Here is a 14,964-nt window from a genome sequence, read left to right on the forward strand (position 1 = left end):
CCCGTCGCAGCAAGTGAAAGTCCCTATGCCCCGCCTGCGCGCCTGGGCCCTGTCCGCCCCTGCCCTCCTCCTCGTCTTCCTCTTCCTCGGCCTGCCGGTGGCCTCGACGCTGGCCACGACCTTCGGCGATCCCGCGGGCCCGTTCTCGCAATATGCCGCCTTCTTCGAATCGCGCTTCCGGATGACCGTCCTGTGGCGGACGATGGAGGTGGCGCTGATCACCACCGCCGTCTCGCTCGTCGTCGGTTTCCTCACGGCCTGGGTGGTCGCCAAGGCGCCGCCCCGGGCGAAATCGCTTCTGATCATCGCGGCGGTCTTCCCGCTGCTGACCGGCGTCGTCGTCCGCTCCTTCGCCTGGCTCATCATCCTCGGCAAGGAGGGGATCCTCAACGACACCCTGCTCGCGCTCGGGATCATCGAGACCCCGCTCCAGATGCTCTACACCGAGTTCTCGGTGATCATCGCGATGATCTACCTCTTCGTGCCGCTGATGATCCTGACCCTCGTCGGCGTGCTCGAGGGCATCCCCGAGGACCTGACCGATGCCGCCGCATCGCTCGGCGCCACGCCCGCCGCGGCCTTCCGGCAGGTCGTCCTGCCGATGGCGGTGCCCGGGCTGATCGTCGGTTCGGTGCTGGTCTTCACCGGCTCCTTCACCTCCTACGCGACGCCCCAGCTTCTGGGCGGCGAGCGGCAGATGATGATGGGGACGTTCCTCTATCAGCGCGCCATGGTCACCTTCGACTGGGTCGGCGCCTCGACCATCGCCGCGATCATGGTCGTCGTGACGCTGACCACCGTGCTCGTCATGTCGAAGATGGCGCGGCGCCTGAACCCGGTGGCCGGCTGATGCGACAGAAGACACACCCCCTGCTTATCGCCTTCGCCGCGCTCACCTTCGCCTTCCTGATCGGGCCGCTGGTCATCATCATCGGCACCTCGCTGTCCGAGACCTCGTACCTGACCTTCCCCCCCGAGGGGCTGAGCCTGAAATGGTACGAGAACATCTTCGAGATCTCGGCCTTCCGCCGCACCATGGTGACGAGCTTCATCCTCGCCGTCGGCGGCACCGCGCTCTCGATGGCGATCGGCATCCCGGCGGCCTACGCGATGGCGCGCTACCGGGTGCAGCTGCCGGCCTTCCTCGGCAACATCTACGTGCTGCCGATCCTGATCCCCGAGATCGTGCTGGGCTTCTCGCTGATGAAATCGGTGGCCATCGGGGCGGACTTCCCGATCATGGCGGCGCTCTTCGTGGGCCATGCGCTGCTGGTCCTGCCCTATTGCGTGCGCGTGGTCGGCGCGTCCCTCAACGCCTTCGACTTCTCGATCGAGGAAGCCGCCGTCTCGCTCGGCTGCCCGCGCTGGAAGGCCTTCTTCCTCGTGGTGCTGCCCAATGTCCGGGCGGGGATCATCGCGGGCTTCATCCTCGCCTTCATCACCTCGCTCAACGACGTCTCGATCTCGATCTTCCTGACCGGGCCCGGCGTCTCGACCCTGCCCATCCAGCTGCTGGCCCATATGGAGCAGTTCTTCGATCCCACCATCGCCGCCGTCTCGGTGCTGCTCATGTTCGTGACCGTCGGCGTCATGGCCATCGTGGAGCGCACCCTCGGCCTGACCTTCCTGACGAAATGACCCGATGACCGTTTCCCTCTCCCTCTCCGACATCACCGCCCATTACGGCAGCACGAAGGTGCTGGAAGACCTGAACCTGCACGTGGGCGAAGGCGAGCTGGTCTCGCTGCTCGGCGCATCCGGATGCGGCAAGACGACGACGCTGCGGCTGGTGGCGGGGTTCCTCGAGCCCACCACCGGCACGATCAAGCTGGGCGACCGCGACCTGACGCGGCTGCCGGCGCATGCGCGCAACATCGGGCTGGTGTTCCAGACCTACGCGCTCTTCCCGCACCTGACGGTGCGCGAGAACGTGGCCTTCGGGCTGAAGCAGCGCGGCATCGGCGGGGCCGAACGGACGCGGCGCGCCGATGCGATGATCGAGCGCGTCGGGCTCTCGGCCTTCGCCGACCGGCATCCGGCGAACCTCTCGGGCGGGCAGCGGCAGCGGGTGGCGCTGGCGCGCGCGCTGGTGATCGAGCCGCCGCTCCTGATGTTCGACGAGCCGCTCTCGAACCTCGACGCGAAGCTCCGGGTGGACATGCGGGTCGAGATCCGGCGGCTTCAGCAGGCGAACGGCACGACCGCGCTCTACGTGACGCATGACCAGGAGGAGGCGTTCTCGATCTCCGACCGCGTGGCGATCATGAACGCGGGCCAGATCATGCAGCTCGACACGCCCGAGGTGCTCTATTCCCGGCCCGCCAACGCTTTCGTGGCGGATTTCGTGGGCTTCGAGAACATGATCCCGATGACGGCCGTCTCGGAGGCCGGAGACGCCGTGCGCGCCGAGATGGCGGGCGGCACGAGCATCGAGCTGCCCAAGTCGCACTTCACCGTGCCGTCCAGGGACTTCATCCTCGCCGCCCGGCCCGAGGGGCTTCTCGTCTCGGCCGCAGGCGACGGGATCCCCACGACGCTCGGGCTCAGGACCTATCTCGGCCGCGCCTACCAGTACCAGTGCGAGACCCCCGCCGGCGAGGTGAAGGCCAACGGCCCCCTCGCCCAGCCCTTCGACAGCGGCGCCAATGCCGTCCTCATCCCCCAGCCGGAACAATGCTGCCTGCTGAGCGCCTGATCCTCACCAATGCCCGCATCCTGACGATGGATGCGGGGCTGACCGAGCACGCGCGCGGCTGGATCGCGCTGGAGGGCGACCGGATCGCCGCCCTCGGGGATGGCGCGCCGCCCGAGGGGCGGCAGCAGGACATGGGCGGGGATCTGGTGATGCCCGGCATGGTCAACCCGCATTGCCACATGCCGATGACGCTCTTCCGAGGCTTGGGCGAGGACGTGGACGACCGGCTCTTCCGCTACATCCTGCCGCTGGAGCGGGCCCTGGTGACGGCCGAGGTCGTCGAGATCGGGGCGGCGCTGGCGGCTCTGGAGATGATCCGGGGCGGCGTCACCACCGTGGCCGACATGTATTACTTCGAGGACCGGATCGGCGCGGTGCTCGACCGGTCGGGGATGCGCGGGGTCGTGGGCCAGACGCTGGCGGATTTCGCCGCCCCCGATCACGAGTCGATGGACGAGGGCTTCGCCCGGCTCGACGCGCTGGCGGATATGTATCGCGACCACCCCCGCATCACCGCCTCTGCCGCGCCCCATGCGCCCTATTCGACCGGGATCGAGGTCATGGCGCGGGTGGCGGAATGGTCCGGGGCGCATCCCGAGCTGCCGGTGCAGATGCACCTCGCCGAGACGCAGGCGGAACTGGACTGGGCCGCGAAACACGGCGCGACCACGGTGGAACTGACCGACCGCGCGGGGCTGCTGAACCCCCGGCTGGTGGCGGCGCATGTGATGTACCCGAGCGAATCCGACATGGACCTGATCGCCGAGCGCGGCGCCCATGTGGCCCACAACGCGCGATCCAACGGCAAGGCCGGGCGCGGGATCGCGCCGGTCACCGAACTGCGCGCGCGCGGCGTGAAGGTCGGGATCGCGACGGACGGGCCGATGTCGGGCAACACGCTCGACCTCTTCTCCCAGTTCGCCCCCGCGGCGATGTTCCAGAAGATCGCGCAGAACACCCGGGGGGCGCTGCCCTGCACGGACGTGATCCGCATGGCCACCATCGAAGGCGCGGCGACGCTGGGGATGGCCGACCGCATCGGCTCGCTCGAGCCCGGCAAGCAGGCGGACCTGATCCGCATCTCGCTCGCCGATCCCCGGCTGCATCCGATCTACGACATCTATGCGATGCTCACCTTCGCCACGATGCCCTCGGACGTGACCGGCACCATGGTCGCGGGCCGCTGGCTGATGGAGGACCGCGCGGTCACCACGCTGGAGGCGGACAAGACCCTCGCCGACGCCCTCCAGATCGCGGACCGGTTCAGGGCCCGCATGCACGACATCGACACCGGAGCCTGACATGCCCGCCATCATCGACACCGACCCCGGCATCGACGACGCCATCGCCATCCTCTATGCGCTCCGCCACCCGGGGCTCGAGATCGCCGCGATGACCACCGTGGCGGGCAACATCGGCCTCTCGGTCACGACCGCCAATGCGGGCCGCATCGCCGCGCTCGCGGGCATGCCCACCCCTGTCCATCCCGGCGCCAAGGCGCCGCTCGGCCGCGCGCCGCGCCCCGAGCTCGGCATTCACGGCAATGACGGCCTCGGCGGTGTCGCCTTCCCCGACGCCGCGCGAGCGCCCGAGGCGGAGGACGCCGTCGCCTACCTCGCCCGCACGCTGACCGCGGCGCCCGAAAAGACCATCGACCTTCTCTGCCTCGCGCCCCTGACCAACATCGCGAACCTTGTGACGCAGCACCCCGGGGCCGCGGCCCGGATCCGCCGCGTGATCGCCATGGGCGGCGCGGTGGACGAGCCCGGCAACATGGGCCGCGCCGAGTTCAACCTCGCCCACGACCCCGAGGCCGCGGCCATCGTGCTGCACGCAGGCCTCGACCTGACGCTCATACCGCTCGACGCCACCCGCAGGTTCCGGGCCGACGCGGCCTATCTCGAGACCCTCCGCGCGACGGCCAAGGCCCCCGCCGAGGCCTCCGCCGCCCTGATCGACGCCTATTTCGTCCAGACCGAGCACCAGGCGAAGGGGTCCGAGAGCCGCCCGCTCCACGACCCCTGCGTCCCGCTCTGCGCGCTTCATCCCGAGCTCTTCACGATCGAGACCCGCCACCTCCGGGTCGACCACGACGGCGCCCTGATCGAGGGCCCGCACCCGATCAGCGTGGCCATGGGCGTCGATGCCGACGGCCTCCGCGCCCGGCTGGCCGAAGGTCTGGCGTGCTAGGCGGTGCCGCACAGGGCCGCGCCGCGGCCCTCCGGGCCGGAGGCCGCCGCCGATGAGGACCGACGTCTGGCAACACCTCCACGACGACCTGACCCCGGGCGTCCAGCCTGATGGTGAGACCTTCGCCGTCCCCTTCGGCGCGCACCGGATCCTCCTGCCGATCCGCACCCTCGCGGACGGGCGCGGCGTCGCCTCGCTGATCGTCAACCAGGCGAGCTTCGCCGTCCTCGATGCCCTCGCCGACGCCGTGGCGGAGGGGCTCCGCCCCCATGCGCCCGAGGTGATCGCGGGCGTCCCCACCCTTGGCCTGACCCTGGCCGAGGCCGTGGCCCGCCGCCTGGGCCACAGCCGCATGGTGCCGCTCGGGACCAGCCGGAAGTTCTGGTACGACGAGGACCTCTCGGTCGCGCTGCGGTCCATCACCACGCCCGGCGGCGGCAAGCGCCTCTACGCCGACCCGCGGATGCTCCCCCTGCTGGAGGGCGCCCGGGTCGCGGTCGTCGATGACGTGCTCTCGTCCGGGGCCTCCATCGCCGCGACCCTGCGCCTGATGGAGCGGGTCGGCGTCACGCCGGTTGCCATCGGCGCCGCGATGCTTCAGGGCGAAGGCTGGCGGGAGAAGGTGGGCGCAACCCCCGTGGTCGGCGCCTTCGCCACGCCGATCCTGACGCAGACGCAAGAGGGCTGGACATGACCGAGATCACCGCCGCCTCCGAGGCCGCGATCCGCCGCGACCTGATCGACGTGGCGCTCGGCCGCCGCCCCGCCGACCTGCTGATGCGGGTCGGGCGGCTGCTGGACACGAACTCCGCCCTCTGGCGCGAGGATGTCGAGATCGCGATCCTGCAGGGCCGCATCGCCTATGTCGGCCCGCGCGGCACCTTCCCCGGCACCGCGACCGAGACCGTCGAGAAGCCCGGCCTCGCCGCCGTCCCGGGCCTCGGCGAGGTGCACAAGCATATCGAGAGCTCGCACGTCACGCCCGAATACGAGGCCGCGCTCGTCATCCCGCGCGGCAACACCTGGACCTGCGAGGCGAGCCACGAATTCTCCAACGTCGTGCCGGACCGGACGCTCGACTTCTGGCTCGCCCCCCGCCGCGCCGGCTCGCCGCTGAAGATCTTCCCCCTGCCCGGCTCGGCCGTCCCGCCGACCGCGTGGGAGCATGGCGCGCATCTTGATGGGGTCGACCAGACCCGGTTCCTGGGCGAAAGCCTGATGACCGCGGGGCTTGACGAGGTGATGGACTGGCCCGCCGTCCGCGACCGCGACAACCCGGCCCATCCCCGGCTCTGGTCGATGATCGAAGCGACCTGGAACGCACGCGCCGTGGTCGAGGGCCACGCGGCGGGCATCCGGGATCTGCCCAACATCAACGCCTTCGCCGCCTCCGGCATCAGTTCGGACCACGAGGCCTGGACCGCCGAGGAGGCCTTCGACAAGCTGCAATCCGGCCTCTTCGTCGAGATCCGCATCCACACCGGGCCCGAGATCGTGGCGGGGCTGCTGGAACGGGGCCTGAAGGACTGGAGCCAGGTGGCGCTCGCCACCGACGACCGGCCGGCGCAGGAGGTGCTGGCGACGGGTGCCACGGACCGCAACGTCCGCATGGCGATCGACGCGGGCCTGCCGCCCGAGACGGCGATCCAGCTTGCCACGATCAACCCGGCGCGGCACATGCGGCTGACGCCCTGGGTCGGCTCCCTCGCGCCGGGGCGGTTCGCGGACATCGTGCTGCTGTCGGACGTGGAGCGCTTCGAGATCGCCGAGGTCTGGGCCGACGGGCGCCACGCCTCCACGGGCAAGCAATACCTTCTCGACGTGCCGCGGATCGACTGGCCCGACTGGGCGCGGCAGACGGTGAACATCGGGCGCGCGCTCGGGGCCGAGGATTTCGCCATCCCCGCCGCAGAGGGCCGCGAGACGATGCAGGCCGCCGTCATCCGCCCTTTCCACTGGACCGACGACTTCCTGACCTTCGAGCTGCCGGTCGAGAACGGCCAGGTCCAGCGCGACGCCACCCGCAACATCACCAAGTTCGCCATCGTCGACCGCTATTCCGGCACCGCCTCGGTCTCGAAGATGTTCTGGCTGGGCTGCGGCCCGCGCGATCCCGACACCGCGCTCTGCTGCTCCATGGCGCATGACAAGCATAACATCTGGTGCGCCGGCTCCTCGGATGCCGCCATGGCGCTCGCGGTCAACACCTGCGCGGAGATGAACGGCGGCTGGGTCCTCGTCCACCGGGGCGAGGTCAGCGCCACCGTCTCCTACGAGATCGCGGGCCTGATGACCGCCCGCCCGGCCGAGGCGCTCGCCGCCGACATGGCCGCGCTCTACGCGGCGGGCGAAAAGGTCGACTGGATGTTCGAGGAGAGCTACCACCCCCGTTGGGCCCCGGGCTTCCCCGAGCGCCTCGCCTTCGCGACGCTGACCTGCTCGCCGTGGCGCTGGAACCTCGTCGCCCCGTCCGAGCATGCGCCCGAGGGCTTCGTGCAGGTGCAGACCGGCGAGACCCACCCGGTCGTCTGGTAGGAGTGCCGCGCCGCCAGGGGTTTGGGCGACGCGGCACGCGTGCCACCGCCAGGGAGCCATGCGCGGCAGGCACGTCGTAGCACGCCCGTGGGGATGGGGCGCACGCTCGCGTTCCGCGTGGACCGGCACGTTCCGTCCGGGCGGGCCCGCGCATCTGCGACAGGTCCGGCACAAGGTGGTGCCACGCGGTCGGCGCCCCGCGACGGGAGGGGTGTGTCGCGAGTCGATCAACTCTACTCATAGTTGTGCACCCTTGTCACGCGCCAAACGCGGGCCGCGCCGCCTGTCCCCCTTTCCCTTCCCCCCCCGTTTCGATATTCGAGCGCGGACCAAAGGAGAGACGCGACATGGCGATGGACAAAACCTTCGACGCCGCCGAGGCCGAAGACCGCATCTACCGGGCCTGGGACGAGGCCGGTGCCTTTGCCGCGGGCGCCAACGCGAAGCCCGGCAAGCCCGCCTTCTCGATCATGATCCCGCCGCCGAACGTGACGGGCTCTCTCCACATGGGCCATGCCTTCAACAACACGCTGCAGGACATCCTGATCCGCTGGAAGCGGATGCAGGGTTACGACACGCTCTGGCAGCCCGGCACCGACCACGCGGGGATCGCCACCCAGATGGTGACGGAACGCGAGATGGCCGCCAACCAGGAGCCCTCGCGGACCGAGATGGGCCGTCCGGCGTTCCTCGAACGGGTCTGGCAGCAGAAGGTGAAGAGCCGCGGCACGATCATCGGCCAGCTGAAGCGCCTCGGCGCCTCGGCCGACTGGTCGCGCGAGGCCTTCACCATGGGCGGCGCACCGGGCGATCCCGAGCCCTCGAAGCAGAACTTCCACGACGCCGTCATCAAGGTCTTCGTCGACATGTACGACAAGGGCCTGATCTACCGCGGCAAGCGGCTGGTGAACTGGGACCCGCATTTCGAGACCGCGATCTCGGACCTCGAGGTCGAGAATGTCGAGGTCGCGGGCCACATGTGGCACTTCAAGTATCCGCTCGCGGGCGGCGCGACCTACACCTACGTGGAAAAGGACGAGGACGGCAACGTGCTCTTCGAGGAAGAGCGCGATTACATCTCCATCGCCACCACCCGGCCCGAGACGATGCTGGGCGACGGCGCGGTGGCGGTCCACCCGTCGGATGAGCGGTACGCCTCGATCGTCGGCAAGCTCTGCGAGATCCCGGTGGGTCCGAAGGAGCATCGCCGCCTGATCCCGATCATCACCGACGAATATCCCGACCCCACCTTCGGCTCGGGCGCGGTGAAGATCACCGGCGCGCATGATTTCAACGACTACCAGGTGGCAAGCCGCGGCGGCATCCCGATGTACCGCCTGATGGACACCACCGCCACCATGCGCGACGACGGCGCCCCCTATGCGGAGGCGGCGGGCATCGCCATGGAGGTCGCGAAGGGCGAGCGCACGCTGACCGAGGCCGAGGCCGATGCCGTCAACCTCGTCCCCGACGACCTGCGCGGGCTCGACCGGTTCGAGGCCCGCAAGCGCGTGGTCGAGCAGATCACCTCGGAAGGCCTCGCGGTCATGACCGAGGCCACCGACCCGCGTCTCGGCAAGGCGGCCACCAAGGCGCCGCTCGAGCCCGAGGAAGGCGGCGAGGCCCGGGACGAGGCCCAGAACCTCGTGCCGCTGATCGAGGCCAAGCCCATCATGCAGCCCTTCGGCGACCGCTCGAAGGTCGTCATCGAGCCGATGCTCACCGACCAGTGGTTCGTCGATGCCGCCAAGATCGTCGGCCCCGCGCTGGATGCGGTCCGCGAGGGCCGCGTCCGGATCATGCCCGAGAGCGGCGAACGGACCTATTACCACTGGCTCGAGAACATCGAGCCCTGGTGCATCTCGCGCCAGCTCTGGTGGGGGCATCAGGTGCCGGTGTGGTACGCGCCCGATCCGGCGGGCGACGACTGGATGTCGGTCTGCGCCGCAACCGAGGCCGAGGCGCTCGACAAGCTGCGCGCCCATCACGGCGAGGACGCCGATTTCCGCGTGGTCGAGACCGAGCAGGAGGCCGTCGCCATCCTGCGCGACGACCTCGCCGCCCACCAGACCGCCAACGAGGGTGCGATCCGGCAGGCGCAGGCGCCCTACTCGGTGCCGGTCTTCCGCGACCCGGACGTGCTCGACACCTGGTTCTCCTCGGGCCTCTGGCCGATCGGCACGCTCGGCTGGCCCGAGAAGACGGACGCGCTGGAAAGGTACTTCCCGACCTCCGTCCTCGTCACCGGGCAGGACATTCTCTTCTTCTGGGTCGCCCGGATGATGATGATGCAGCTCGCCGTCGTCGACGAGGTCCCGTTCCACGACGTCTACCTCCACGGCCTCGTCCGCGACGCCAAGGGCAAGAAGATGTCCAAGTCGCTCGGCAACGTGGTCGATCCGCTCGAGATCATCGACGAATACGGCGCCGACGCGCTGCGCTTCACCAACGCGGCCATGGCCTCGCTCGGCGGGGTGCTGAAGCTCGACATGCAGCGGATCGCGGGCTACCGGAACTTCGGCACGAAGCTCTGGAACGCCACCCGCTTCGCCGAGATGAACGGCGTCTACGAGGCGGGCGCGCCCGCCGCGACGGTCCCGCAGGCCTCGGCCACCGTGAACCGCTGGATCCTGGGCGAGACCGCCCGCGTCCGCGAGGAGGTCGATGCGGCGCTCGCCGCCTACCGCTTCGACGACGCGGCGGCGGCGCTCTACCGCTTCGTCTGGAACAAGGTCTGCGACTGGTACGTGGAGTTCTCCAAGCCGCTGCTGACCGAGGAGGCCCCCGAGCGCGACGAGACCCGCGCCGTCATGGGCTGGGTGCTCGACCAGTGCCTGATCATGCTGCATCCGATCATGCCCTTCATCACCGAGGAGCTCTGGCAGACCACCGGCACCCGGTCGAAGATGCTGATCCACGCCGACTGGCCGGAGTACTCCGCCGCCGAGCTCGCGGATGCCACCGCCGATGCCGAGATGACCTGGGTCATCGCGCTGATCGAGGACATCCGCTCGGCCCGGGCGCAGGTCCATGTCCCCGCCGGGCTCCAGCTTCCGCTCGTGACCACCGGCATGAGCGAGGCGGCCGCCGGCGCCTGGGCCGGGAACGAGACGCTGATCAGACGCCTCGCCCGGATCGACAGCCTGACGCAGGTGCAGAGCTTCCCCAAGGGCTCGATCACCATCCCCGCCGAGGGCGCGACCTTCGGCATTCCGCTGGAAGGCGTGATCGACGTGGCCGAGGAACGGGCCCGGCTGGAGAAGACCCTCCAGAAGCTCGGCAAGGAGATCGGCGGGCTCGAGGGCCGGCTGAAGAACCCCAAGTTCGCCGAAAGCGCGCCGGAAGAGGTGGTCGAGGAGGCGAAGGCCAACCTCGCCGCGCGGCAGGGCGAGGCCGCCCAGATCGAGGCCGCCATCGCCCGGCTCGCCGAGCTGGGCTGACGGCCTTTGCCACCGGGACGCCTCACACAGGCCGGGCAGACGCCCGGCCTGTCGCGTTCCGGAGACCCTGGTCGCGGCCTCGCGGTCCTTGCCCCTTTACCCGTCCGGCATCCCTGCTAGGCTTTTCGGCATTGCCTCTTTTCCATTCCCCGGGACATTTGCCATGCGACCTTCCGCCTTCGCCCTCCTCCTTTTCGCCGCGCCGGCCCATGCCGCGACGCCGAGCTTCGACTGTTCCCGCGCCTCCACCCCCACGGAATTCGCGATCTGCGACAGCGATGCCCTCGCCCGGCTCGACGTCTCGCTGGCCGACGCCTACCGCGCGGCGCGCGACCGGCCGGGGGTCAAGGACCGCCAGCGCGCCTGGATCGGAGAGCGGAACCTCTGCGGGGCCGATATGGACTGCCTGTCGGAGCAGATGCGCACGCGCCTGGCCGAGCTGACCGGCGCGCCCCGGCCTCCGGGCGGCGGCGGGTCGGGCGGCGTCGGCGGCTTCGCGACGCCTTCCGGCGGTGGCACGGCGGGCGGTCCGGGCCTTGCCATTCCGGGAAGCGGTGCCCCGGCGATCGCGCAGGGCGCGGACGACCGCTCCGGCGCCTATTGCCCGGATGCCGCGACCGGCTTCGGCTTCGCCCCCTCCGGGGACGGCGCCACCATCAGCTATGCGACCTTCCTTTCGAACGGGCATTCCTGCGGGACCGGCCCGCTCGAGGCCACGCGGGAGGGCGAGGCCTTCGTGAACCGGACCGAGGGCTGCACCGTGACCGTCACCCTGACCGACACGGCCTTCCGCCTCTCGGCCAGCCCCGAGGGCGCCTGCCAGCAGCTCTATTGCGGCGCGCGTGCGGTGATCACGGACACGGAGATCCCCTTCACCAGCCGCTCGCCGGTGGTGCGGGACGTGAGCGCGTGGAACTACATCACCGACGGCTGCTAGGCGCGGCTATTCCGCGGCCTGGGCGCAGGCCTCTGCCCGGGCGGCGGCCAGCGCGGCCTCCTGCCGGTTCACCCGGCGCACGTAGAGCGCGGCGAGCAGCCCGAGCACGCTCGCCGCGACCATGAGGCCCGGGACCAGCAGCAGGCCGTTCTCCTCGGTCACGAGCGCGCCGGTCAGCGTCGTGGTCACCGCGCCCATGCCGACGATCAGCGCGGAGGACAGGCCCGAGGCGCTCCCCGCGAGATGCGGCCGGACCGAGACCGCGCCCGCCGTCGCATTGGGCGAGGTCAGGCCGTTGCCCATCCCCGACAGGATCATCGCGCCGAAGAAGACATATTCGTGGACCAGCCCGGCCCAGATCAGCAGCCCGCCCGCGCTGATCCCCACCACGGCAAGCAGCCGCCCCGCGATCATCATGCTGGTCAGCTCGGCCCGGCGCGAGACCCGGGTCGAAATCAACGTGCCGATCATGAAGCCCAGCGTGATAGAGCCCATCCACATCCCCAGTTCGGCCGTGCCCATCCCGAAGGCGGCGGGCGCGATCAGCGGCGCCGCGGTGACGAAGATGTGGAAGGTCGAGACCGAGAGCGCGACGCAGACCGCGTAGCCCCAGAAGCGGCGCGAGCCGACGAGCGCGGGATATTCCCGGAACTGCGCGCCGAAGCTGGTGGACCGGTTGTGGTGAGTCTCGCCCGCGTCCACCCAGCAGAGCACGAAAAGCACCGCACCCATCAGCGCGTAGAGCAGGAAGTTCGCGCGCCAGCCGAACACGGCGTCGAGGAAACCGCCCAGCATCGGGCCCATCATCGGCGCCACCGCCATCAGGGTCGAGATCAGGGCCAGCTTCGCCGCCGAGTCGCGTTCGTCGTACTGGTCCCGGATCGCCGCACGGCTGAGCGCCATCCCCGTCGCCGAAGCGGTCTGCATCAGCCGCCCGACGAGGAACCACTCGAAGCTCTCGGTCACCGCGCAGAGCAGCGAGGCGAGGAAGAAGACCAGCATGCCGACGAGCACGAGCGGCCGCCGCCCGTAGCGATCGGAGAGCGGCCCGATGATGACCTGCACCACGGCCGAGATCGCCAGGTAGCCGCCGATGGCCAGGCTCATGACGCCGTAATCGACCTCGAAATCCTCGGCCATGTGGGCGAGCGAGGGCAGGAACATGTTGAGCGTCAGCACCGAGGTGCCGGTCAGCATGACAAGCGTGGTGATATGAGGCGGTGTGGTCGCGGCGCGAAAGGCCATGAAGGGCGGGCCCGATTACGTGAAAGTCACATGCTTTCTACGCCGTCCGGCCAGGACATGGTAGCCTCCGGGCGCAGGGCGGTGCGCGATTTCAGATGCCTGTCCCCGGGAGCGCCCGGGCCTCAGGCGCCCTCGTCCTCGTCCGGGGCGTCCGGGTCGGCCCGGCCGACGCCCTTGAACACCGCCTTGAACGGCAGCGCCCAGAGCAGGCCCAGACCGACGTAGATCGCGAGCTCGACCAGCAGGCTCGGCCGCTCGAGCATGTTCACGATGCTGACCGCCGCGACGATGTAGATCGGCAGCCCGATCAGCAGGATCACCAGCGACCAGCGGCGGCGCGACTTGTAGGACATGGCCATGGCTCTTCCCCTTCATTGTTCCGGACATAGGCCGGGCGGGTCGTCAATGTCGCGCCATTGGTCCGGGCGACAATGGCGACGGGGGCTGTCGCCCCGCCGTCGCGCGGGCCCCGGCCCGCGCCACACCGATCAATCCGCGAACGGGTCCGTCACGAGGATCGTGTCCTCCCGCTCGGGCGATGTCGAGAGCATCGCCACCGGGCATTCGATCAGCTCTTCCACCCGGCGGACGTACTTGATCGCATTGGCGGGCAGTTCCGCCCAGCTCCGCGCGCCCTCGGTCGACTCGGACCAGCCGGGCATCTCCTCGTAGATCGGCTTGCAGCGGGCCTGCCGGTCGGCGGCGGTCGGCAGGTAGTCGAGCCGTTCGCCGTCCAGATCGTAGCCCACGCAGATCTTCAGCGTCTCGAACCCGTCCAGCACGTCGAGCTTCGTCAGCGCGATCCCGTTCACGCCGGAGGTCGCGCAGGTCTGCCGCAGGAGCGCCGCGTCGAACCAGCCGCAGCGGCGCTTGCGTCCCGTGACGGTGCCGAACTCGCGCCCCCGCTCGCCGAGGCGCTGGCCGTCCGCGTCATGCAGCTCGGACGGGAACGGCCCCTCGCCGACCCGCGTCGTGTAGGCCTTCACGATCCCCAGCACGAAATCGACCGAGCCCGGCCCGATCCCCACGCCGGTCGCCGCCTGCCCCGCGATCACGTTGGACGAGGTGACATAAGGATAGGTGCCGAAGTCGATGTCCAGCAGCGCGCCCTGCGCCCCCTCGAAGAGGATCCGCTTGCCGGCCTTGCGCTGCTCGTTCAGCACCTTCCAGACCGGCGCGGCGAAGCGCAGGATCTGCGGCGCGATCTCGCGCAGCTTCGCGATCAGCGCGTCGCGGTCCACCGCCTCGAGCCCCAGCCCGTTCCTGAGCGCATTGTGATGCACCAGCGCGCGGTCCACCCGCGCCTCGAGCGTCGCGTCGTCGGCGAGGTCCGCCACCCGGACCGAGCGGCGCCCGACCTTGTCCTCGTAGGCCGGCCCGATGCCGCGGCCCGTGGTGCCGATCTTGGCGACGTTGTTCGCGCTTTCGCGCGCGCGGTCGAGCTCGCCGTGGATCGGCAGGATCAGCGGCGTGTTCTCGGCGATCATCAGCGTCTCGGGTGTGATCTCAACCCCCTGCTCGCGGATCGTCGCGATCTCCTGCACCAGGTGCCACGGATCGAGCACCACGCCGTTGCCGATCACCGACAGCTTGCCGCCGCGGACCACGCCCGAGGGCAGTGCGTTCAGCTTGAAGACGGCGCCGTCGATGACCAGCGTGTGGCCGGCATTGTGGCCGCCCTGGAAGCGGCAGATGATATCCGCCCGCTCGCTGAGCCAGTCGACGATCTTGCCCTTGCCCTCATCGCCCCACTGGGCGCCGACGACGACTACATTGGCCATGATCCAGTCCTTCTCGGAGAAAACCCGCGCCCCTCTTATCGAAGCCCCCCGGCAGGTGAAACCTGAATCTCGCGCAGCCCGCTACCGGGGCACGCGGGCGCCGCCCCCCCGGGGGGCTTCCGCGACGGCCGGCAGGCTGCG

Annotated in this window: 12 protein-coding genes; 9 read left to right on the forward strand and 3 right to left on the reverse strand. The window is 70.0% G+C overall.

The genetic code is table 11. From position 1 onward, the window contains the following. The first annotated feature begins 25 nt into the window (after positions 1 to 25). From Q344_RS0107660 to Q344_RS25060, 9 genes are all read left to right on the forward strand, one after another. Entirely contained in the window at positions 26 to 850 is an 825-nt protein-coding gene (locus tag Q344_RS0107660) for an ABC transporter permease (protein ID WP_028286173.1), read from the forward strand. Beyond that, entirely contained in the window at positions 850 to 1,638 is a 789-nt protein-coding gene (locus Q344_RS0107665; RefSeq protein ID WP_188781491.1) for an ABC transporter permease, read from the forward strand. The genes Q344_RS0107660 and Q344_RS0107665 overlap by 1 nt, the downstream gene beginning before the upstream one ends. Before the next feature lie 4 nt (positions 1,639 to 1,642). Then, entirely contained in the window at positions 1,643 to 2,695 is a 1,053-nt protein-coding gene (locus tag Q344_RS0107670) for an ABC transporter ATP-binding protein (protein WP_028286174.1), read from the forward strand. Then, on the forward strand, positions 2,674 to 3,996 hold the full coding sequence (locus tag Q344_RS23385) for an amidohydrolase family protein (RefSeq protein ID WP_036538466.1): 1,323 nt from the start codon (positions 2,674 to 2,676) through the stop codon (positions 3,994 to 3,996). The genes Q344_RS0107670 and Q344_RS23385 overlap by 22 nt, the downstream gene beginning before the upstream one ends. Before the next feature lies 1 nt (position 3,997). Beyond that, the gene (locus Q344_RS23390) at positions 3,998 to 4,885 is read left to right on the forward strand and encodes a nucleoside hydrolase (protein ID WP_051630378.1); all 888 of its coding nucleotides are present in this window, start codon (positions 3,998 to 4,000) and stop codon (positions 4,883 to 4,885) included. A 52-nt stretch (positions 4,886 to 4,937) separates the two neighbouring features. Beyond that, a complete protein-coding gene (locus tag Q344_RS0107685) occupies positions 4,938 to 5,579 on the forward strand; it encodes a phosphoribosyltransferase (RefSeq protein ID WP_028286175.1) in 642 nt (213 codons plus the stop codon). Then, on the forward strand, positions 5,576 to 7,420 hold the full coding sequence (locus tag Q344_RS0107690) for an adenine deaminase (RefSeq protein WP_028286176.1): 1,845 nt from the start codon (positions 5,576 to 5,578) through the stop codon (positions 7,418 to 7,420). Before Q344_RS0107685 ends, Q344_RS0107690 begins: the two co-directional genes overlap by 4 nt. Before the next feature lie 347 nt (positions 7,421 to 7,767). Then, complete coding sequence (locus Q344_RS0107695; protein WP_028286177.1) at positions 7,768 to 10,860, forward strand: valine--tRNA ligase; 3,093 nt, start codon at positions 7,768 to 7,770, stop codon at positions 10,858 to 10,860. 163 nt (positions 10,861 to 11,023) lie between these two features. Next, positions 11,024 to 11,797, forward strand: coding sequence for a lysozyme inhibitor LprI family protein (locus Q344_RS25060; protein WP_051630380.1), 774 nt, complete (start codon positions 11,024 to 11,026; stop codon positions 11,795 to 11,797). A 6-nt stretch (positions 11,798 to 11,803) separates the two neighbouring features. On the opposite strand, the gene Q344_RS23400 is transcribed toward Q344_RS25060, so the two are convergent. The 3 genes from Q344_RS23400 to Q344_RS0107715 form a co-directional block, all read right to left on the reverse strand. After that, positions 11,804 to 13,042: a multidrug effflux MFS transporter gene (locus tag Q344_RS23400; protein ID WP_051630382.1), complete on the reverse strand. Its 1,239-nt coding sequence runs from the start codon at positions 13,040 to 13,042 to the stop codon at positions 11,804 to 11,806. A gap of 122 nt (positions 13,043 to 13,164) precedes the next feature. Then, entirely contained in the window at positions 13,165 to 13,401 is a 237-nt protein-coding gene (locus tag Q344_RS0107710; protein ID WP_028286178.1) for a DUF2842 domain-containing protein, read from the reverse strand. 129 nt (positions 13,402 to 13,530) lie between these two features. Beyond that, positions 13,531 to 14,823 carry an adenylosuccinate synthase gene (locus tag Q344_RS0107715; protein WP_028286179.1) on the reverse strand — a complete coding sequence of 431 codons (1,293 nt, stop codon included), beginning with the start codon at positions 14,821 to 14,823 and terminating at the stop codon, positions 13,531 to 13,533. Positions 14,824 to 14,964: the final 141 nt, after the last annotated feature.

This window comes from Pseudooceanicola nanhaiensis DSM 18065 (assembly GCF_000688295.1).
GTDB lineage: Bacteria > Pseudomonadota > Alphaproteobacteria > Rhodobacterales > Rhodobacteraceae > Pseudooceanicola > Pseudooceanicola nanhaiensis.

Bases quoted from the DNA above. Each gene is read 5' to 3' on its own strand.
- Q344_RS0107660 (WP_028286173.1), top strand. From the start codon at position 26: ATGCCCCGCCTGCGCGCCTGGGCCCTGTCCGCCCCTGCCCTCCTCCTC.
- Q344_RS0107665 (WP_188781491.1), top strand. From the start codon at position 850: ATGCGACAGAAGACACACCCCCTGCTTATCGCCTTCGCCGCGCTCACC.
- Q344_RS0107670 (WP_028286174.1), top strand. From the start codon at position 1,643: ATGACCGTTTCCCTCTCCCTCTCCGACATCACCGCCCATTACGGCAGC.
- Q344_RS23385 (WP_036538466.1), top strand. From the start codon at position 2,674: ATGCTGCCTGCTGAGCGCCTGATCCTCACCAATGCCCGCATCCTGACG.
- Q344_RS23390 (WP_051630378.1), top strand. From the start codon at position 3,998: ATGCCCGCCATCATCGACACCGACCCCGGCATCGACGACGCCATCGCC.
- Q344_RS0107685 (WP_028286175.1), top strand. From the start codon at position 4,938: ATGAGGACCGACGTCTGGCAACACCTCCACGACGACCTGACCCCGGGC.
- Q344_RS0107690 (WP_028286176.1), top strand. From the start codon at position 5,576: ATGACCGAGATCACCGCCGCCTCCGAGGCCGCGATCCGCCGCGACCTG.
- Q344_RS0107695 (WP_028286177.1), top strand. From the start codon at position 7,768: ATGGCGATGGACAAAACCTTCGACGCCGCCGAGGCCGAAGACCGCATC.
- Q344_RS25060 (WP_051630380.1), top strand. From the start codon at position 11,024: ATGCGACCTTCCGCCTTCGCCCTCCTCCTTTTCGCCGCGCCGGCCCAT.
- Q344_RS23400 (WP_051630382.1), bottom strand. From the start codon at position 13,042: ATGGCCTTTCGCGCCGCGACCACACCGCCTCATATCACCACGCTTGTC.
- Q344_RS0107710 (WP_028286178.1), bottom strand. From the start codon at position 13,401: ATGGCCATGTCCTACAAGTCGCGCCGCCGCTGGTCGCTGGTGATCCTG.
- Q344_RS0107715 (WP_028286179.1), bottom strand. From the start codon at position 14,823: ATGGCCAATGTAGTCGTCGTCGGCGCCCAGTGGGGCGATGAGGGCAAG.